Annotated in this window: 19 protein-coding genes; 3 read left to right on the top strand and 16 right to left on the bottom strand. The window is 46.3% G+C overall.

All coding sequences use genetic code 11. The features are described 5' to 3' along the window. Window positions 1-121: 121 nt before the first annotated feature. Complete coding sequence (locus tag AC5162_RS03500; RefSeq protein WP_496533863.1) at window positions 122-850, bottom strand: GntR family transcriptional regulator; 729 nt, start codon at window positions 848-850, stop codon at window positions 122-124. A gap of 81 nt (window positions 851-931) precedes the next feature. Between AC5162_RS03500 and AC5162_RS03495 the strand changes: the two genes are divergently transcribed. Beyond that, on the top strand, window positions 932-1,429 hold the full coding sequence (locus AC5162_RS03495; RefSeq protein ID WP_496533862.1) for a YbaK/EbsC family protein: 498 nt from the start codon (window positions 932-934) through the stop codon (window positions 1,427-1,429). A gap of 152 nt (window positions 1,430-1,581) precedes the next feature. Next, entirely contained in the window at window positions 1,582-1,980 is a 399-nt protein-coding gene (locus tag AC5162_RS03490; protein WP_496533861.1) for a hypothetical protein, read from the top strand. A 56-nt stretch (window positions 1,981-2,036) separates the two neighbouring features. On the opposite strand, the gene AC5162_RS03485 is transcribed toward AC5162_RS03490, so the two are convergent. From AC5162_RS03485 to AC5162_RS03445, 9 genes are all read right to left on the bottom strand, one after another. Then, entirely contained in the window at window positions 2,037-2,774 is a 738-nt protein-coding gene (locus AC5162_RS03485) for an SDR family NAD(P)-dependent oxidoreductase (protein WP_496533860.1), read from the bottom strand. A gap of 158 nt (window positions 2,775-2,932) precedes the next feature. Then, window positions 2,933-4,435, bottom strand: a complete 1,503-nt coding sequence (gene dnaB / locus AC5162_RS03480; RefSeq protein WP_496533859.1) for a replicative DNA helicase — start codon at window positions 4,433-4,435, stop codon at window positions 2,933-2,935. A 1-nt stretch (window position 4,436) separates the two neighbouring features. Continuing rightward, entirely contained in the window at window positions 4,437-4,889 is a 453-nt protein-coding gene (rplI, locus tag AC5162_RS03475) for a 50S ribosomal protein L9 (RefSeq protein WP_496533858.1), read from the bottom strand. 51 nt (window positions 4,890-4,940) lie between these two features. Further along, window positions 4,941-6,977 carry a DHH family phosphoesterase gene (locus tag AC5162_RS03470; protein WP_496533857.1) on the bottom strand — a complete coding sequence of 679 codons (2,037 nt, stop codon included), beginning with the start codon at window positions 6,975-6,977 and terminating at the stop codon, window positions 4,941-4,943. Between the two features lie 199 nt (window positions 6,978-7,176). Further along, on the bottom strand, window positions 7,177-7,440 hold the full coding sequence (rpsR, locus tag AC5162_RS03465) for a 30S ribosomal protein S18 (RefSeq protein ID WP_496533856.1): 264 nt from the start codon (window positions 7,438-7,440) through the stop codon (window positions 7,177-7,179). A gap of 32 nt (window positions 7,441-7,472) precedes the next feature. Continuing rightward, the gene (gene ssb / locus AC5162_RS03460) at window positions 7,473-8,024 is read right to left on the bottom strand and encodes a single-stranded DNA-binding protein (protein WP_496533855.1); all 552 of its coding nucleotides are present in this window, start codon (window positions 8,022-8,024) and stop codon (window positions 7,473-7,475) included. Between the two features lie 31 nt (window positions 8,025-8,055). Further along, window positions 8,056-8,352: a 30S ribosomal protein S6 gene (rpsF, locus tag AC5162_RS03455; RefSeq protein ID WP_496533854.1), complete on the bottom strand. Its 297-nt coding sequence runs from the start codon at window positions 8,350-8,352 to the stop codon at window positions 8,056-8,058. Between the two features lie 189 nt (window positions 8,353-8,541). Continuing rightward, window positions 8,542-9,918: a Na+/H+ antiporter NhaC family protein gene (locus AC5162_RS03450; RefSeq protein WP_496533853.1), complete on the bottom strand. Its 1,377-nt coding sequence runs from the start codon at window positions 9,916-9,918 to the stop codon at window positions 8,542-8,544. Then, window positions 9,899-11,200, bottom strand: coding sequence for an MFS transporter (locus AC5162_RS03445; protein WP_496533852.1), 1,302 nt, complete (start codon window positions 11,198-11,200; stop codon window positions 9,899-9,901). Before AC5162_RS03445 ends, AC5162_RS03450 begins: the two co-directional genes overlap by 20 nt. A 208-nt stretch (window positions 11,201-11,408) precedes the next feature. Here AC5162_RS03445 and zwf point away from each other — a divergent pair, with 208 nt between their 5' ends. Beyond that, complete coding sequence (zwf, locus tag AC5162_RS03440) at window positions 11,409-12,869, top strand: glucose-6-phosphate dehydrogenase (RefSeq protein ID WP_496533851.1); 1,461 nt, start codon at window positions 11,409-11,411, stop codon at window positions 12,867-12,869. Between the two features lie 217 nt (window positions 12,870-13,086). On the opposite strand, the gene AC5162_RS03435 is transcribed toward zwf, so the two are convergent. From AC5162_RS03435 to AC5162_RS03410, 6 genes are all read right to left on the bottom strand, one after another. Continuing rightward, window positions 13,087-13,602, bottom strand: a complete 516-nt coding sequence (locus AC5162_RS03435) for a GNAT family N-acetyltransferase (RefSeq protein ID WP_496533850.1) — start codon at window positions 13,600-13,602, stop codon at window positions 13,087-13,089. A gap of 17 nt (window positions 13,603-13,619) precedes the next feature. Beyond that, on the bottom strand, window positions 13,620-14,924 hold the full coding sequence (locus AC5162_RS03430; protein WP_496533849.1) for an HD domain-containing protein: 1,305 nt from the start codon (window positions 14,922-14,924) through the stop codon (window positions 13,620-13,622). Between the two features lie 117 nt (window positions 14,925-15,041). Beyond that, the gene (locus AC5162_RS03425) at window positions 15,042-15,626 is read right to left on the bottom strand and encodes a hypothetical protein (RefSeq protein WP_496533848.1); all 585 of its coding nucleotides are present in this window, start codon (window positions 15,624-15,626) and stop codon (window positions 15,042-15,044) included. Between the two features lie 22 nt (window positions 15,627-15,648). Further along, a complete protein-coding gene (locus AC5162_RS03420; protein ID WP_496533847.1) occupies window positions 15,649-16,182 on the bottom strand; it encodes a hypothetical protein in 534 nt (177 codons plus the stop codon). A gap of 74 nt (window positions 16,183-16,256) precedes the next feature. Next, window positions 16,257-16,826: a hypothetical protein gene (locus AC5162_RS03415; RefSeq protein WP_496533846.1), complete on the bottom strand. Its 570-nt coding sequence runs from the start codon at window positions 16,824-16,826 to the stop codon at window positions 16,257-16,259. A 43-nt stretch (window positions 16,827-16,869) separates the two neighbouring features. Beyond that, window positions 16,870-19,086, bottom strand: coding sequence for a glycoside hydrolase domain-containing protein (locus tag AC5162_RS03410; protein WP_496533845.1), 2,217 nt, complete (start codon window positions 19,084-19,086; stop codon window positions 16,870-16,872). Between the last annotated feature and the right edge of the window lie 88 nt (window positions 19,087-19,174).

The raw sequence follows: 19,174 nt of genomic DNA, 5'->3' as shown, positions 1-19,174 counted from the left end.
GATTGGACCTAACTTTTTCGTTTTTGGTTGCATTTTAATTTAAATTGGACCGGTCCAATTATTAACGGTTCAAAACAACAACGAATCATTATAAATAGGAAGAAATTTATCGTTTTGTCTCTTATTCCGTCTCCAAAGAAACGAAGGCATTGTAGCGGAGGTACTTGTAGTGCAAACGCATGTTGGCATATTCCAACGGCGTGCCGTCATCCATGAAGAAAATCCCCTCCATGATGCCGACTGGTTCGGTCGCTTTGAGCTTCAGCAAGTCTTGCTCTTCTTGGTTAGATGGTTCGGTCATGATGGTCATAAAGGACCGGGTAACCGTCTTGGACTTCCGCTTTTCAACGTATTCATAGATTGATTGCGAAACCGTTTCGCGATTTAGGCCCGGCAACAAAGAAATTGGCACGTAACCATATTCAATCATAAAAGGCACGCCATCGATTTTACGCAGGCGCTTAATTTCATAAACAAAGTCCCCTTCCCGCAGGAACAAGGCCGTTTGCTGTTCTGGCGTGGCTGGAATTACCCGGAAGTCGAGCAATTCAATACTAGGGGCCTGGCCGTTGATCCGGAATGAATCGGAAACCCCTAGGTTCGACCCTTCATGCTGGAAGATAGCCTGGTTTTTCAAATAAAGGGGGTTCACGAAAGTTCCCGACCCCCGCTTTTTGAAAATGATTCCCTGTTGGACCAAGACGTTTAGGGCCCGCTTAATTGATGACCGGGAAACATCGTAACTAGCCGCCAAAGACCGTTCGTCTGGCAGTTTCAAGTCGGGGTAAGCCCCTTGGTAAATTTTTTGTTTGATATCGGCTTGCACCGAAACGTAAATAGCTTCTGACATAAGTAATATTATAGCATGAATTGGTCGGACCAGTTTATCAACTGGTCCTTAATTTACCCAGAATTATGCTAAAATAAGGACATGGCTAAAAAGAAAAAAGACAAGAAAACCCTTCCTGAGCAGGTACTTGAGAAGAACGGCGTAGCATACGTCGACTATGAAATGGGCGATTTAGACGCCCCAGAAGAAGAGCGTGAGGCCCACTTAAAAGAGCTCGGCTTTCAAAAATCTGACGTCTATAAGACTCTTGCGGTTAAGGGTGACAAGACCGGCCCATTGGTCGCGGTTGTGCCTTTGACTGAACGGTTAAGCATGAAGAAACTGGCCGCCGTTTCTGGCAACAAGAAGGCCCACATGATTCCACTGAAGGACTTGGTCGCCACTACCGGCTACGTTCACGGCGCCAATAATCCTGTCGGCATCTGGCATAATCACGGCTTTCCAGTGTACATGGCCAAGCAAGCTGAAACCGCTGACTTCATCCTGGTTTCTGCTGGTGAACTTGGTCGGTCTGACAAATTAGATCCCCGGGAATTAGCAGCCATGATTGGTGCTCCATTTGAAGAATTAACTGAATAAATAATCGTTTAGAACCCTGCCATGGCAGGGTTCTTTACTTTTGCGACCCTTTTCCTTTTGACACAAAACAGGTTGCAATTTAGAACCATTTTGTAATAGTAACGTTACCCCCCTAAATATTTTGGGACGATACTTAAGATGTTGTTAAACTTATGGAAAATACACGTGTTAACTTACATGCAGCTAAAGCTCCTAAGTCACGCAAGTTTCTTGTAGCTGGTGTTGCAGCAGGGTTGATGCTAGTTTCTGGAACAGCATTTGCATCTGTTATGAGTGGTGACACTTACGACAGTGATATTGCCGCTTTGGGAAATGTCCAATCTGCGTTGTCAGATGTTTCAAGTCGTCTTGGCAAAATGGCCGGTGAACTGACTGAATCTAAACAAGCAACTTCTGATGCACAATCTGCAGCCACCTCATACAGCAACGCCGCTGCATCATACAGTGCCGGTCTTCATACTGAAGCAAATGCTGGCTCAGCTGCAATTTCACAAGCTTCTAGTGCTTTTTCAGCCGCTAATAATGCTGAATCTTCATCAACATCACATTAATATCATTTATCTAAACACCAATCCTTACGGTTGATGTTTTTTTATTGCACTCATTTTTAAACATTCACGCCTAAATACCCACCCAACGTTTTTCTCGCCCGTGCCACGCTGTACTTGCACTCATCCAACAAGACTCGCTGGCCGTTTTGGTCAAAAAAACGACCGGTTTTGCCAAGGACTTCTTCATCATTCGTTAGGGCCAAGTACCGACCGACCGAAACAGCGACATTCACTAGACCACGGGTATAAGGCATTAGGTCGCTTTGGACATCACCGGGGAAGAAAGCATTAACGGTCACACCAGCATCCTGCAACATATCAGCCAAGTAAATCATTAGCAGGGTCTTGTGGGTGACAACCCACATCATCTTTTGTAGTTGGCCGGCCTGACTTTCCAGAATTGGGGCCAGACGGACAGCCTGTGGGTTAGCGGTCACAAGTAAGACTCTGCTGCCGACTTCAAACAAACCTTTTAAACTTTCAACGACGTGAAAATGACTAAGCAAGTTGGCGGCAATGTTATCTTCCTTGTTCTGGGGCCAAATACCGGAGCTTAATAATAAGACGTTAACGCTACCAAGTTTCTGGCTAACCGTCGATTGCAAAGTTTGTAGGCCCGAAGCACTGGTTAAGTCCGCTGCCACAAAGGTCGCATTGGCCCCAATTGCAGCAACCGCCCGCTGTCCCTTTTGAATATTACGGCCGACTACGATGACCTGGTTATCAACCGCTAAGTCCTTGGCAACCTGAAGGCCCACGCCAGAGGTCCCGCCCGTAATCACAATCTTTTTCATTTGTCCGACCGTCCTTGTTTATAACTGGTTAATTTTGACAACTTTTCAACTGTTTTTTGATTATAACGGGCGGTTTGGGCTACAATTAAAACTTTTCCCATAAGAAAAACCGACTGGATTTTCCAGTCGGGTTTTCATTTGCTGTTAGTTATAAAGGCTTACCAGCCCGACGACATATCAGGCATGGCGTTTGGTCCGCCAAAGCCAGCACCACCATTAGGGCCACCAGGAATTGGGGCACCCTGGAAGTCAGGTGACATGTTGGAGAACTTGAAGGTTGGCTTGTTGAACATCAGGTGGGCACTACCACGAGCACCGGCACGGTTCTTTTCCAAGATGACGTCGATTGGGACAGCATCCTGCTCTTCTTCAGCCTCTTGACCACCCTCATCGCCTTCTTCGCCACGGTAGTAGTCTTCACGATACAAGAAGGCCACGATGTCGGCATCCTGTTCGATTGACCCTGATTCACGCAAGTCAGAAAGAACAGGACGCTTGTCCTGGCGTTGTTCGACACCACGGGAAAGCTGAGCCAAGGCGATGATTGGCGTATGCAATTCCTTGGCCAACTTCTTGATTGACCGCGACACTTCAGAAACGGCTTGCTGCCGGCTCTCAGTGTTAGCCGATTCAATCAGACCCAAGTAGTCAATCATGACTAGGCCGAGTGGATGGGGGTTTTCTTCCCGTTCATCTTCGGTCATTTTGGCCAAGGTATCACGTTCGAGCTTGCGCAACTTGGCGGAAATCTGAGACATCCGAATTCCAGGCGTATCATCCATGTAGATTTTCATCTGAGACAAGGAGTTGACTGCCATTGTCAGCAAGGACCAGTCGTCATTGGTCATCTTACCGGTCGTCAAATTATTCGAATCAATCCCACCTTCAGCGGCAACCAACCGGGTTACCAAGTCAACCGCCCCCATTTCAAGGGAAAAGATGACAACCGGGACCTTTTCAGTCTTGGCAGCGTTGCGGGCCATGTTCAAAACAAAGGCCGTCTTACCAACGGCTGGCCGGGCTCCAATAACGATCATTTGGTCTTCACGGAAGCCATGGGTCAATTCATCCAATTGGTTATAGCCGGAAGCCAAGCCGATAATATCGGAATCACGGTCGGCGGCGTTTTGCAGGTTCTCTTGGAATTCGTTCAAAACGTCTTTGATTTGGCGAATGTCATCATCACCCTGGTTTTGAGCGAGCTTATCAAGCTTGCGGCCCAATTCTTCCAACAAGTCGGTTGAGTCTTCAGCTCCATCATAGGCCAAGGACATCGAGTCCGTCAGCGTCTGAATCATCCGGCGCAAAATCGCCTTTTCATGGACGATTTGAGCATAATACTTTAGGTTGGCGGCGGAAGCCGTCGACTGGGACAACTCGGCCAAATAAGCCACGCCACCAACATTTTCAAGCTGTTGGGCGGCGTTTAGTTTGTCCTGCAAAGTCAACATATCAATTGGTCGTTCATCTTCGACCAGTTGTTCCATTGCCTTAAAGATTTCTTGGTGGGCCTGGCGGTAAAAGTCGGCTGGCTCCAGGATGGCCTGGGCAGCAACCACCGCCGCATCGGATTGCACGTCGAAGAAGATGGCCCCTAATACGGCTTTTTCGGCGGCCACATCTTGGGGCGCCTGCCGGTATTCATTGGCTAAATCAACCATCTTATCCCTCGCTTACGTGTACGCGCATTTCAGCAGTAACTTCGCGGTGCAGCTTGACTGGTACCGTTGTGTAGCCAAGAGAATGGATTGGTTGGTTCAACAACAACTTACGCTTATCAACCTTGACCTTGTATTGGTCGGCCAAAGCCGCCACAATTTGCTTGGTTGAAACCGCCCCAAACAAGCGGCCATCAGTCCCAGACTTACCCTTGATGGTCACAACGGTCTTTTCGTCTTCAAGCATTGCCTTTAATTTGTTAGCGTCAGCCAATTCTTCGGCAGCTTGCTTTTCTTCGGCCTTCTGGCGACCCTTCACGGCCCCCAGATTCTTCCCGGTTGCAGGTTCAGCCTTCTTGTTTTTAATCAAAAAGTTGTTGGCATAGCCATCAGGCACTTCTTTGATTTCGCCTTTTTTACCACGGCCTTTAACATCTTCTAAAAATACAACTTTCATCTTCATGTCTCCTTTTTAATTAAAAACTTTCTTCGGGCGACTGCTCAATCATTATTCAGCGGCTTCTTCGGCTTCCTGGTTTTCGATAGCCTTGACCAATTGGTCGTAGGCATCGTTGGTTGTCGTATCAGCAATTTGGGTAGCGGCATTTGATAAGTGGCCACCCCCACCGAGGTCTTCCATCACGGTCTGCACGTTAAATTCACCGTTTGACCGAGCAGAAATACCAACCTTGCCATCATCACGCTTGGTGAGGACAAAGGAAGCCTTAACCCCTTCAATTTGCAAGAGTTCGTCGGCCGCTTGGGCGGTAATCACGCCAGGATAAACCGTGTCGTTATCGCCAACCGAAATGGCGGCTTCGTCCTTAATTTCGGCCAAATGAACCAACTCAGCCCGGGCCTTAAAGTCTGAGAACTTTTCTTTCAAGAATGATTGGATCAGCTCGTTGTCGGCCCCGTTAGCCCGCAAGTAAGAAGCGGCATCAAAAGTCCGCGACCCGGTCCGCAAAACAAAGTTCTTGGTGTCGACTTGGATTCCACCAAGCATGGCGGTTGCTTCCAAGCCAGTAATGGCAGCCCCCTTTTGGTTCTGGTACTGCAACAATTCGGTCACCAATTCAGAAGTTGATGACGCGTATGGTTCGATATAAGTCAGCAGTGGCTTCTGGTCCAAGGCGTTTTCTGCCAAACGGTGGTGATCAATCACCACAATTCGACTGGCCAACTGGTGGAGCAAGTCAGGGGCCCCGTCCAACATTTCGCGGGCGTGGTCAACCAAGATCAACAAGGAATTCTCGGTTGCCTGTTCCATCGCTTGCTTTTCATTAATGATTGAAGCACCAAGGTCAACACCAGGTTGACCTTCGCCAGCCTGGTCAGCCCGAACCGTTTCAATCAACGATTGGATATCGGAATAAATATTGTCTTCATCAACCACGACGAAGGCAGGCTTTTGCCGGATTTGGGCAAAGCGCCAAAGACCCATGCCAGCTCCAATCGCATCCAAGTCTGGTGCCTTGTGGCCGACCATAAAGACCTTGTCAGACTGGTCAATCAACTCGGCAATCGTTTGAGAAATCACACGAGCCCGGACCCGAGTCCGCTTTTCCATTGGGTTAGTCGTTCCACCATAGAACCGGGCAGGGGCATCGGCCGGCTTGACTACCACCTGGTCACCCCCACGGCCCAAGGCCAAATCCAAGTTAGTCTGAGCCAACTGAACCAAGGAATTAATGTCTTGTTCGCCGTAAGCAACCCCCATTGACAGGGTCAAGGGTGAGTTCTGCTGAGCAGTTGATTCTCGGACGTTTTTCACAACCGAGAACTTATCTTCTTCGGCTTTCGCTAAGTCTTGCTGGTATCCCATCAAAAGGTAGGTAACCGGGCTCAGACGCCGGACGTACAAGTCGTACTTCTTAGCCCATTCGGTTAACTGACCAGTGATGTCAGTCCGCAACCGTGAGGTTTCAGAGTCTGGCATTCCTTCGGTAACTTCTTCATAGTTATCAACTGAAATCAACCCGGTGACCAAGCGGTGGTCTTCAAAATTTTGCTTCAAAGCCACGTTTTCGCTGGCATCAAGTAAATAAACCGCCCGCTGGTCTTCTTGGTAAACCAAGTCAAAGGACCGGTCCAGCCATTGGAACTGGTTCTTTTGCTCAGAATCATAATTCTTAACTGCAAAGGCTAAGTCGGCACTGGCTTCTTGCAAGGTGTCACCGATCAATTCTTGGTCGACGAGCAAGGCCTGCAAGTAAGGGTTGACCCAGGTAATCTTGCCTGTTTCATTCATCAACAAGATCCCAATTGGCATTCCCAAGACAGCTTCTTGCTGGCTGTTTTTAACCTTATAGGTCAGCTCTTCCAGGTAGGACGCGGTTGATTCAGCCGTTTCAATTAGCTGCTTAACGACTAAGGTCCCGGCCAGGGCCAAAACCAATAGCCAAACCAGGCCAAAAATCCAGTTAACCATCACAGCCAAAACCAGTGATACAATCACCACGATTAAGGCTATTAGGGAACCAGACCGGAAGCTCTTATTTTGTTGGTAGCGGGCTAATGCCCGAAAATTCAAAAAGTTTTTCATTAAAGCCTCAATATTTTTCTATCCACTTACTACTATTTTACCATATTGACCCAGTCAAAAATGGCCGACAAAAACAAAGAAGATAAAAAGAAAGGCACCACGAAAAAACCGAGTACCTTTAAGATTAGCGTGGCAAATTTTTATTTGCCCAGGGTATGTAAAAAGAAAAAGCCAAGACCTAAGTCTTGGCTTAAAACCATTAATCTTCAGCGACGAATGGCAACAAGGCCATGATACGGGCACGCTTGATAGCGGCCGTAACCTTGCGTTGGTTCTTAGCAGAAGTTCCAGTCACACGACGTGGCAAAATCTTACCGCGTTCTGAGATGAAACGTTCCAATAATTCAGTGTCCTTGTAGTCAACGTATTCGATGTGGTTGGCTGCAATAAAGTCAACCTTACGGCGACGACGTGGTCCGCCTTGTGGGCGACGACGTTGTGGACGTGAGCTTTGTTCAGGCATTTTCATGTCTCCTTTCAATTAGTGTTTAAAAGTTAAAATGGTAGGTCATCGTCAGAAATATCAATTTCTGAGCTATTGTTAGCAGCAAATGGGTTTGCTGCTTGGTTATTGTTACCACTTTGTTGGTTGTTATTTTGACTTGCACTAGCAAATGGGTTGGCGTTGTCAAAGCTTTGGTCGGAACCAAAGTTGGCATTGCCGTTATTCCCGCCAAAGTCATTGCCTTGGCCGTTACCATTTTGGGCCCGGCGACGTTCGCTATCAGCCTTTGACTCCAACAATGAGAAGTTATCGACTGAAACTTCGGTCACGTAAACGCGCTGACCAGCATTATTCTCATAATTTCTAGTCTGCAACCGGCCTTCAATTGCGACCTGGGCCCCTTTGCCAGTAAAGTTAGCAAAGTTTTCAGCAGCCTTCCGCCAGATAACAGCGTTGATGAAGTCTGCTTCCCGGTCGCCATTTGCATTGGTAAAGTTCCGGTTCACTGCAAGAGTGAAGGAACCAACCGCTACCCCCGATTGGGTGTAGCGCAATTCCACGTCACGGGTCAACCGTCCAATTAAAACAACTCGATTAATCATTTTCTAGGTCCTTTCCCGGTGGAATTGAAATTTATTCAGCGTCGCGCTTGACGATCATGTGACGCAAGATGTCAGCTGAAATCTTAGCCAAACGGTCAAATTCGTTTGCAGCTTCGTTTGATTCTGCAGTGAAGTTGACGATGTGGTAAGTACCTTCACGGTAACCGTTGATTTCGTAAGCGAAACGACGGTTAGCCCAGTCAGCTGACTTAGCAACTTCCGCACCGTTGTCAGCCAAGATCTTGTCAAAGCGTTCAACGAGCGCCTTTTTTGCATCTGCTTCCATGTCAGGGCGAATAATGTATGTTAATTCGTATGCTGTAGCCATGTATTTTTCCTCCTTTTGGTCTCTGGCAGCTAAACAGCTGCAAGGAGTGCGTGCATTGTCTGCACTCACATCCATTAACTATACTAAATTCGGCCCGGTTTTGCAAGCATTCGGCCGTCATTTCCACCGCTACTTTCATTAGACGAAAAAAGCTGGAAATTATTCCAGCTTTTGGCAAATAAATTTTGATTAAGCAGCCGACTTTTCGTCCTGGCTGGCCTGGCGCAAACCAATCCCAGTCAAGGCTGACAGCAATGAGAAGACTGGCGAGAACAAGGCCAAAAAGGTAAAGGGAACAAAGGCCAAAACCGAGACGTGCAAGGTCTGACTAGCAAAGGCCCCAGCCACTCCCCAAGGGACCAAGTAATTAGCAATCGCCCCGGAATCTTCCATCGCCCGCGACAGGGCCAAGGGTGACAGACCAAAGCGCTTATAATCTTCCTTGTAAATTTGCCCTGGTAGCATCACTGACAAGTACTGTTCCCCAACCAAGAAGTTAGTAGCAATTCCCGTCATCAAGGTGGCAAAGACCAAGGACTTTTGGCTGTGCAAGTGCGAAACGATTGGGTTCATCACGGACCGCAAGATGCCCAGGTGGGACAAGAGTCCCCCTAAGGCCAAGGCCAACATGATCAACATGATGGTGTTCATCATGGCAGTCATCCCCCCACGGTCCAGCAGGGCCACCAAGGTGGGGTTGGTCGAACTCGTCTTGTAGCCGTTAACCACCAAGTTTGACAAGGTTGTCAAAGAATGACCAGAAAGCAAGAAGTAAATAGCGTTCACAACCACGTTCATCAGCAGTGATGGGATGGCCGGAATCCGGCTAATCGCTGAGATCAAAATCAAGGCAATTGGCACAATCGTCCACCAAGTTGGCGTAATCAAGGTCGTAACTGCTGAAGCCTTGGTCGAAATCAGGCCAGTATGGTGGGATGAAAAGCCAAAACCAATCGCAAACATCAGGGTCACCGCCATCGCTGGCAAGGTCGTCCACATCAAGTTCTTCAAGTGGGCAAACAAGTCCGTGCCAGAAACAGCTGCGGCCAAGTTAGTTGAATCGGCCAAGGGTGAACTCTTATCACCAAAGATAGCCCCCGAAACAATCATCCCAGCCACCAAAGCAGGGTTGAATCCCAGGGTCGTTCCAACTCCCATCAAGGCCACTCCAACCGTTGACATGGTGGTAAAGGCCGACCCAATTACTGACCCAACTAAGGCCGAAGTCAACAAAGCAGTTGGCAAGAACCAGGCCGGGTCAATCAGTTTAAAACCTAACCAAATCATGGTTGGAATCACACCAGTTCCAAGCCAAAGAGCAATCATCGATCCGATTAAGAGGAACAAGAAGAGTGGTGCAATTCCAGCTTCAATTCCCTTGGTCAACGCTGCCTGGGAGTCCTTAAAAGAAACCCCTGACAGGCGCATTACGATTACTATCCAGGCAATCGCCAGCAAAAGCGGTGCAATCGGCTCTAAGCCCAGGCCGATAATCCCACCGGCCAAAATCAAAATCACACCAATTAATAAGGTAATTGCTAAACTTTTATTTACCTTCTGTTCCATAAATACGTTCCTTTTTTCGACTAGTAATTAATAAGAGGCCGATGTTGGCCGCCACCATGGCGACAAAGACCGACAAAAAGAGTTGGTTGAAGAGCCCGTGGTCGAGCATCACGCCGCCGTACAATGGCCCAAACATCCGACCAAGGGAAATCATCATGCTGACAAAGCCTTGGGCCTGGCCTGAGACTTCCTTTGGCGTGACCTGGGCCACCCAGGCTGGTACCTGGGGCGAGGCCAGCATTTCACCAAGGGTTAAGAGTTCGAAGACAATCACGATTTGCCAGAACTGGTTAACAAACAGCATCAAAATAAATGAAGCCGCGAAGACAAAACCACCACTGATGACTGACAAACGGTAAGGGTGCTTGTTGGCCCAAGTTGAAATCAACTTTTGGAAGGCGATAATCGTCAAACCGTTTAAAACCCAGAGGTCAGCATAATGACTAGTTGAAATGCCAACCGTGCGCAGGTGGGGTGCCATCACGGTTTCCCAAAGCATATAAGATAAGTAGATGACAAACAAGAAACCGGCCAGCCACCAGAGCAAGGGCGTCATCTTAAAGCGGACAGGACTAGTTGGTTCGTCACGCTTGTCGAGGCTGGTAACCGAACTTGTTTTTTGACCGGCGGTGCTATTTTCTTGGCCCGCCTCTGAACTGACAGGACTCCCCCCGTCAGCGGCCACAGCCGTTGAATCCGCCACCACCACACTTGGAATATCGGTATTGACGTTAAAGACTAGCACAACTACGACCAACAAGACCATGAACAAGACAGCTGCAATCAGCATTAACCAGCTAAAAGCGTGGTCGAACAGGGCCCCAACGACCCAGGTCCCAATCACCACGCCGACATTCAGCATAATATACATGTTGTTGAAAATCACCCGGGTGTTCTTGCCCGGCACCGTCGTGGCATAAGCGTTTAAGAGCGTGTTAGTGGCCCCAATTCCAAAGGATGAGGCAAAGATAAGCAGGGCAAAGGTTGGCCAACCATTAAAGAAGAATAGGAAGGTCATCGCCACAAAGGCGACCGCGCTGGCCCCAATCAAAGACAGGTACGGGTTCCAACGGTCAAAGAGTTTCCCGGCCAAATAAGCCCCGCAGATATTCATTAAGGAAGCCACTAGCAAAACCAGCCCCGACATCGTCAAAGTCTGGTGGAGTGAAACGGTCATGTGGAGGGTCGTCACCGGCCAAATCATGGCGTTACCAGTATTGGCCAACAAGTTAGCCGTCAATAACCAGCGTTCTGATAATTTTTTTGTTGAACTCACTTGCATAACTCCTCTCCCCTAAATATCTCTATAGTATACCATGGAGGCTCGGAAATATTCTATTAGACAGCCTCGTTTTGGCGGTCTTATGTAAGTGCTTACTTTATTTTGGCTCTAGGGCTAAGCGATTTTTACAAATTTGCCAAATTCCGTGCTTTTTGTGCCTCGTTTCGGTATAATAGTGGCGAACACAAAACAGATAAAGGGGATTCATATGGTTGCAGAACTTCAAACCTTAGTTACATTCTTCGGTGCTACTGGCGATTTGGCCAAGCGCCTGCTTTACCCATCCGTCTTTAACTTGTATAAGAAGGGCTTCTTGGCTGACCACTTCGCCATTGTTGGTACTGCCCGTCAGACTTTGACTGACGAGGAATACCAAGACATGGTCCGCGAGTCAATCCAAGAAAACCAAGACCCAGCCCAAGTGACTGCCTTCTTGGCCCACTTCTCATACGAAGCTTCAGACGTTACCGAAGCCGCTGGTTACGCCGACTTGAAGAAGACGATTGAAGCCGCCGCTGACAAGTTTGACGTCAAGGGCAACCGAATCTTCTACATGTCTGTTGCTCCACGCTTCTTCGGTACGATTGCGCAATTCTTGAAGTCAGAAGGCTTGTTGGCTGATGAAGGCTACAACCGGATCATGATTGAAAAGCCATTCGGTACTTCCTACAAGACGGCCGAACAATTGCAAAACGAATTGACGGCTGCATTTGACGAAAACCAAGTCTACCGAATCGACCACTTCTTAGGCAAGGAAATGGTCCTAAACATCGCCCCACTCCGCTTTGGTAACCCAATGCTCAACTCAGCTTGGAACAAGGACTACATCAAGAACGTCCAAGTGACCTTGGCCGAAACCCTTGGGGTTGAAGAACGAGCTGGCTACTACGATACTGCTGGGGCCTTGCTTGATATGATCCAAAACCACACGATGCAAATCATCGGTTGGTTGGCCATGGAAGAACCAAAGGACTTCTCTGACACTGCGATCCGCGATGCCAAGAACGCTGCCTTTTCTGCCCTTGAAATTTACGACGAAGCTGGTGTTAACCGCTACTTCGTTCGTGGTCAATACGGCGCCGGTAAGACCGATGGCCACATCGCTTACACCAAGGAACCAGATGTTCCAGCCGATTCAAAGACCAACACTTACATCGCTGGTGAATTGCACTTCAACACCCCTCGTTGGGAAGGCGTGCCATTCTACGTCCGCTCTGGTAAGCGGTTGACTAAGAAGACCACTCGGATTGACGTTGTCTTCAAGGCTGGTGCCTTCCAATTCGGCGCTGCCCAAGAACCACAAGAAACGGTTCTTTCCATCGTGGTTTCTCCTGACGAACAAATTACCTGGTCATTGAACGCCCGTGAAGTGGCAGACAACTTGTCAACCCAGACCATCAACTTGAACTGGGCGCCAACCGCTGAAGAAAAGGCCATCACGCCTGCTCCTTACGAACGGATGCTCCACGATGCCATGGACGGCAACGGTTCAAACTTTGCCGACTGGCACGGTGTTGCGACTGCCTGGAAGTTTACCGACGCCATCTCAGACGTCTACGCTGCCGACAAGGCACCACTTGAAATTTACGAATCCGACACCATGGGTCCACAAGCCGCTGATGACTTGTTGGCCAAGAATGGTGATGCCTGGGTTTTCCGGGGCGAATAATTCACTGACAAATAAAACGCCGGCTCGGTTGAGTCGGCGTTTTATTATAGCCCATTTTTTGAAACATGATAAAATAATTCTAGAAATGTTTTGAAGTGTAATACTTTCTTTCGAGCTCATTGCCGGCCAGCGATGAGCTTTTTATTTACATTAAAAGTAAAAGCCCAGAAAATTATAATAATAATTTTCTAGGCTTTCATTAATTTTAGTCAGCTATTCAATTAAGGTTCTTTTTCATTAAAATATCACGTTGGGCATCCGTACCCACTTGGAAAACGTGGTCACTAAAAGGTTTGAACCCATGCTTGTCGTAAAAGTGTAAGGCCTGGTTATTGTGCTCCCAGACTCCTAACCAAAGACTTTTCTTACCTTTTTCCTGAGCCGCTTCTTCAGCCAAGGCAATTAATTGACCGCCAAGTCCCAACCCTTGAAATTCAGCCAAAAGATAGATTCTTTCAATTTCAAGCGAATCAGAGCCCTGGTCTTCAGAATGGGCCTGACCCCAATTTAATTTCAAATAACCGGCCAGCTGATCTTCTTGATAGAGAAAATATACTAGGCTTTCTGGGTTGTTTAACTCAGCTGTCAGCTTTTCTGTCGAGTAAGCTGAATCAAGGTAACTTTGTAAGTCTTCTGCACTATTGTCTTGACCAAAAGTTTCAGTGAAAGTTTCTCGACTGATTCTTTGCCAATCTTTTACGTCTGCTACTCCAACAATCTTAGTATTAGTCATCTTACTACCTCACTTCGTCACTGGACCTCATGCATAAACTCATCCACAAAGTCATGCATAATCGCTGTCCGCCGCCGGGCTTCCTTTTCCCCAGCAGTCGTGTTCATCTTACTTTCTAACTTGAAGAGCTTTTCGTAAAAGTGGTTAAGGGTCGTCGTCTTGTGGTTCCGGTATTGTTTTTTATCGGTCAGAGTCACCGGGGTCACCGTTGGGTCATAGATTGGGTGGCCAACACGGCCACCATAAGCAAAGGTCCGGGCAATCCCGACCGCACCCAAGGCCTCCAAGCGGTCAGCATCCTGGACGTACTGGGTCAGCAAGGGCAACTTATAATGGGCCTTCAAGTTGGCCGAATAGGACAAATGAGTGATGGCCTCGGCTACCAAGGCCTGGTTAACGGCCGTCAGGTTGGTTCCTGGCAATAAGTCATCAACCTTGGCATACTGGGTCGCAACATCGTCGACCACCTTATCATCGATCGTATCGTGCAAGTAGGCTGCTGCGCGTAAGACCCCTTCCTGCTGGTCGTCGTGTAAACGGCCATCCAACCGGTAAAGTTGGGTGGCTAACTTGGCAACCCGGTCGGCATGGAGGTAATCATGGCCGGTTACATCCCCTGCCAAGGTTTCTTTGGCAAAGGCTTGGACGGCTGACAAATCAACTCGGGGAACCGCCTCACCATCAATGCCAATGGTATTGGCCACTGCTGGCTTATCAGTGCTCTCCCACTGGTCCGCCACCTTGTTGTCGCGACGGTCAATATAGAAGAACAGTCCGCCCCGCCGTCCTGCATTTGCTCGGTCCTTTTGCCGACGAAACCGGTAAACCATCAGCATGAACCTTTCGGGATTTTCAGCCCGGGCCAAGTCATCCTTACTAAAAACTAAAATACGGGGCTGGTAGTCCTTAGCAATTGGAACCACTTCAGCCAAATAGTGGTCATTACTTTCATAAATTCCAGCATAGTAATAATGGTAGTGCTTCCAATTATAGATAGACGAACGTTTAGCCGGAACGGAACCGTCGTTACCAGAAATAATCCGGTCAACGACTCGGAAGTTATCGATAACCAATAACTGGTCAAAGTCGGCCTCCAACCCCGCCTTAATCCGCTTTTCCTGCATGGTGGCTGATAGGAGAGCCAGCACAAAGAAGGCCACAAAAGCCACCGGCAAAATCGCCCACAGCCCAATCAAGTAAAACAATGAAGTGGCTACCAGCAGCACCACAACCGCCACCATGGTATTTCGCCACTGGATTTTACTCCAAACCACAATCCGTTTCAAATTGGCTTTCCGCAGCTTTAAGTAATCCTCTAACATAAATATTCCTCTAACTTAGCTTATTTCTAATCAATAAAAGGTTATCACGCCACCCCAGCGTGGGTAAAGAAAAAAGGAAGCCACCAACCTTACAAGTTGGTGACTTCCGCTATATAGTTAAGACCGGTTGTCAATATAAAAAAGAAAATACAAACGCCACGCCACACTGTTAGCTGGCCGGACCGGGAACCGATGCGCCTTTTTCTCAAAATGTTCTAGTGTTTTTTCTACCTTTTTCTGATTTTCCAAGTTTAGGTATTCCAAATCAGATTTTCTCAGAATAATAAGCTTCGCTCGATTTAGTTGGTTCATTTGAAACATTTCAATCAAAATAGTCGAATCATCTTGGTAGACGCCCGCAATTTGGTGGTTAGGATAGTAACGAACAAGTGAAAACACATTTCGCTTCGGTACTCTCAAGTAGTCCAACTCATAATCTGCCTCTTGCAAATCCTTGACGACAATTCCTGTCGTTTGGTCCACTTTGATCAATTGTCGAAATTTTCGATAACGCTTTAAAATCCCAACAGCTAGCAAAATCAAATAAACATCAAGAATAGGAAAGATGATTTTACCAAGATTGAGTGCGAGAACTAAGTCTAAAAGAGCTATACATAACAAAGCTATGCAAATAACGACACCTCGGCTACTTTTAGGTATGCGTTCATCCCGTTTTGTAAAATAATCGTTTTTAATATCCATATTGGTGCAACCTTTTGTTTTCTTAGTTTTTACCGGCAGTTCGATTCACATACAGGTGGTACTTCCCTTTCGACACGTCTTTCATCCTTTTGATTGAAAATAAAAGCAATTCCTTTTGACTGTAACGATCTAAGTCCACCTTTGAAGTTAGTAAAAATTGTGGCTTTTGGCGCTTCCAAAGCGCCACTTGTTCGACTAAGTACAGGTCCTGTGTTTCATAAACACTTAGCACATAGTTTTTACTATTCGCTTTGGCCTGGCCGTTAATGGCTTTCAAATCGGTTTGCAGGTTCTCTTCTGTGATTCTGACCCGAAAAGATCTAATCGCTTGATTAGCCATCAGAACATCGAATACACCAAATAAAATTACTAAGACAACAAGGACATAGATTGACGTCCTGAACATGACCGCTAATAAGCTATGGTCTCCGTAATACACAGCCAATCCAACTACAGCTAAAATTAGAGCAAACACCGCGATTTTTTTAAATCTGCGACGTAGCTTTTGTAGTATAGTTATCTGTTTGAATCTTAGTTTGTTGTATTCTTCAAGCATGATTTATTTCCACTCTCTTTGTTCGAAATCACGCCCGATTTTACACCCCCCACCAAAAGAAAAGGACACCAACCTTACAAGTTGGTGACATCATCCAAGCGCTTATCAACATATAGCATTCGTGCAGATGATAGACGTATTCGCTTTTTCTTATTTTGCTTACGCTTTTGGTTTCCTTTTACCATCGCCACAATTCCCAAGAAAAGGTCGGAATTTTCAAGACTGAAAAACTGACTTTTGTTCACTAAAATCAATTGTGGTTTGGCAGTGCTGTTCAAAAAATAAACTTCAATTAAGAAAGAATTTTTACTTTCGTAAACACCAAAGGGCTTTCCTGTTTTCAACTGCCAAGGCGTTTTTCCAGCATCAATAATCTCAAAGTCGTTTTGGCCTAGCGTGAGTTGGTTGGCGACGGCATGAAATTCCTGTAAACGCAAATGCGTATTTCTATTCCCACTCCACGCTGATAGTAGAATCACCCAGATAACAACGAAAGTTCCCTTCGTAATTGGTATCAGCAATACAATCACAATAAAAACCAAGCGTAACAGGTTCTCCAAAACTATCCGGCGGGTGTATGCCCGCTTATTTTCCTTGAACCGGTGTTGATAAATTTTACGTTCGTTGAAATAATCTTCAATCATACAATCTCTCTTCATGTGATTTTAACTATATAAAAATATTATATTAAGCAATTTCGGGAATATTTGAAAGTAACTGAGCAACAGCGTCCGCTCCCTGCTCAACATCCTCACCAACACCTTCATTATTTAAATCATTTACTACACTATTTACAGAACTCAATAGTACCACTCCAAATTTAACCAAAGCAAGCGAATTAATTCCGAGTCCTGTAACTAACTTAATATATTTAGCCAACTCACTATCAGAAATTTGCCCCATGTCATCCTTCTCAATATGCGATGTTTTAAAATACACATCAAAAATAATTGCTGGTATATTTGAAACATTCCCCTTATTCAAACTTTGATTTGAAATTTCTACCATGACATGAACTCCCTTTGAACCGTCAGGCCAACTCATGTTAGTATCCACGCTTAAATTTAAGTAACCATTAGTTAATCCTGATAGAAAATGATTAAGCGCCGCAGACAATGAGGCCCCAGTAATGCTATCAGCTGAACTAGCCATATCAGATACAAAGTTGGTTTCAATTTGACCATTAGTAATACTATACTCCCTAGTCAAAAAGCTATCTGACCCAACTTTAATAGCATCTTTATATGAAACAGTAACTTCAAAAGCAGAGTCAGCATTGCCAATAATTGGATGAGCCTTACCTTGATAAGAAACTTCTCCAGATAACATCAACTTTTTAACAAACGACCAAGAAGAATTTTCAACCCAGTTTTCAACAGTGCGACCGTCCTGGATGTTAGTAACCCCTTTGTCTGCATATGAAACAGCCACTCGGTCAATAGCTGGTACCCGATCAGCACCATTATCGTCTTCGTAGAATTGGTCGAAGGCCCAGTTGATGGGCTGTGAAAACCCAAGGTTGCCAGAATACCCCGTGGACATGTTTGATACATAACTGTGTTCAACCGCCGAGACAGCGTGTGAAACTCGAGTACTTACATTTCGAGTACCGTAAACACCAACCCCATAATGACTGATTCCTGCAGCAACTCCCTTAAAGTATGGAATTGCATTATTCGTAATATCATCATCGGTCATATCCATGTCAACCGCAAAGTAAATTGTATGACCATCAGGAATTCCGATTTCCAGGGCAGCCGCAACCGCCTTCTGAGCATCTTCAATTCCCTGACTACGGGTAAAGTAACCTAACTCAGGATAATTGTCTTGGTAAATTGGCACCAAGTGAATTCCCGCATCAACAATCATTTTAGCTTCGCTATGGTCTAGGCTCTTATCGTGCCGGTTAGCTCCTGTTCCAACAGTCCCTGTTAAATACCGACCAATATAATAAACCTCATCATTAACCAAGCTTTGGACCATGTCCCCATCAAGCTTGTAAGAGGTATCCATGCCATAGAAATAACGATTAGGATTCCCACTCGATAGCATTAATGAATAAACAGTCATACCATCTGGCTGGCCACTTGCAACCGGCTTCAACTGCATGAAGTCCTGGAATTGATTCAAAATTCGTTCTGTTTGATTGTCTAACGTGCCTGTAAAGACCGGTCCGGTTGTTCCCTTATCAGCCAAATACTCCTTCATGTTAACATACAACGCAAATTGAACCAAGAGAATTAGGTTTGAGCTCAGACCTGAATTATAGGCTGACTTATATGTTGAAATGGTATTTGGTCCCCAAAAACCATTAGCAATACTTTCAAGGCCTAATTCAACTTGCATCCCATAAATCAATGCCGTATTCGTTGCCCGTTGATAAATACCGTCGGCGGGCAAAACACCAGTATAGGCATTGTAATGGCGGTTTAAGTATTGTTGGATTTGGCGGACCTTATCATCTCCACCTTCTACTAGGACAAACGCACTCATATCGAACAGGGCCTTAGCCAGCTCCCCGGTCAATGTTCCGGTTACAGCAAGGCCAGCATCGTTTTCAAGAGATTCCACTGCCGATCTAGTATCCAGTGAATAAACTCCATCAAAGGCTACAGGATTAATTCCCTTCGCCCAAAAGGCCCCCTGAATCAGCCGTACAAAATTACTTGTGTAGTTTTCCTTCAGATTGGGTGTCACCTGGTTGTTAAAAGCGGCAGTAGTGGCATCACCAAATGCAGGATCCCCTGAAGTCAACGTGATTCCAAGTTCGTGTTGCAACCCCTTAATCAAAGCGTAAATCGTCGGCCAACCCGTTTGACCATTTTCAGTTACATGGTCAAAGTTCGCAATACCACTATAAGTGGCGTTCAACCATTGTTGTGTTTCTAAAACTTTTGCATCCATTTCTTTTTCCTCGTTTCTAATTTTTTTGGATAACTTATGTTGTAAAGTAATGACGTCATTTTTAACCTTACACATAGTAAAAGACATC

It is taken from the genome of Fructobacillus sp. ChS1-6f1-1-27 (assembly GCF_059579415.1).
The sequence above is the reverse complement of the archived record's forward strand: the minus strand, read 5'-3'. Positions and strand labels throughout refer to the sequence as shown.

Excerpts from the sequence above, each read along its gene's own strand:
- AC5162_RS03500 (WP_496533863.1), bottom strand. The coding sequence starts at position 850 with ATGTCAGAAGCTATTTACGTTTCGGTGCAAGCCGATATCAAACAAAAA.
- AC5162_RS03495 (WP_496533862.1), top strand. The coding sequence starts at position 932 with ATGGCTAAAAAGAAAAAAGACAAGAAAACCCTTCCTGAGCAGGTACTT.
- AC5162_RS03490 (WP_496533861.1), top strand. The coding sequence starts at position 1,582 with ATGGAAAATACACGTGTTAACTTACATGCAGCTAAAGCTCCTAAGTCA.
- AC5162_RS03485 (WP_496533860.1), bottom strand. The coding sequence starts at position 2,774 with ATGAAAAAGATTGTGATTACGGGCGGGACCTCTGGCGTGGGCCTTCAG.
- dnaB (WP_496533859.1), bottom strand. The coding sequence starts at position 4,435 with ATGGTTGATTTAGCCAATGAATACCGGCAGGCGCCCCAAGATGTGGCC.
- rplI (WP_496533858.1), bottom strand. The coding sequence starts at position 4,889 with ATGAAAGTTGTATTTTTAGAAGATGTTAAAGGCCGTGGTAAAAAAGGC.
- AC5162_RS03470 (WP_496533857.1), bottom strand. The coding sequence starts at position 6,977 with ATGAAAAACTTTTTGAATTTTCGGGCATTAGCCCGCTACCAACAAAAT.
- rpsR (WP_496533856.1), bottom strand. The coding sequence starts at position 7,440 with ATGCCTGAACAAAGCTCACGTCCACAACGTCGTCGCCCACAAGGCGGA.
- ssb (WP_496533855.1), bottom strand. The coding sequence starts at position 8,024 with ATGATTAATCGAGTTGTTTTAATTGGACGGTTGACCCGTGACGTGGAA.
- rpsF (WP_496533854.1), bottom strand. The coding sequence starts at position 8,352 with ATGGCTACAGCATACGAATTAACATACATTATTCGCCCTGACATGGAA.
- AC5162_RS03450 (WP_496533853.1), bottom strand. The coding sequence starts at position 9,918 with ATGGAACAGAAGGTAAATAAAAGTTTAGCAATTACCTTATTAATTGGT.
- AC5162_RS03445 (WP_496533852.1), bottom strand. The coding sequence starts at position 11,200 with ATGCAAGTGAGTTCAACAAAAAAATTATCAGAACGCTGGTTATTGACG.
- zwf (WP_496533851.1), top strand. The coding sequence starts at position 11,409 with ATGGTTGCAGAACTTCAAACCTTAGTTACATTCTTCGGTGCTACTGGC.
- AC5162_RS03435 (WP_496533850.1), bottom strand. The coding sequence starts at position 13,602 with ATGACTAATACTAAGATTGTTGGAGTAGCAGACGTAAAAGATTGGCAA.
- AC5162_RS03430 (WP_496533849.1), bottom strand. The coding sequence starts at position 14,924 with ATGTTAGAGGATTACTTAAAGCTGCGGAAAGCCAATTTGAAACGGATT.
- AC5162_RS03425 (WP_496533848.1), bottom strand. The coding sequence starts at position 15,626 with ATGGATATTAAAAACGATTATTTTACAAAACGGGATGAACGCATACCT.
- AC5162_RS03420 (WP_496533847.1), bottom strand. The coding sequence starts at position 16,182 with ATGCTTGAAGAATACAACAAACTAAGATTCAAACAGATAACTATACTA.
- AC5162_RS03415 (WP_496533846.1), bottom strand. The coding sequence starts at position 16,826 with ATGATTGAAGATTATTTCAACGAACGTAAAATTTATCAACACCGGTTC.
- AC5162_RS03410 (WP_496533845.1), bottom strand. The coding sequence starts at position 19,086 with ATGGATGCAAAAGTTTTAGAAACACAACAATGGTTGAACGCCACTTAT.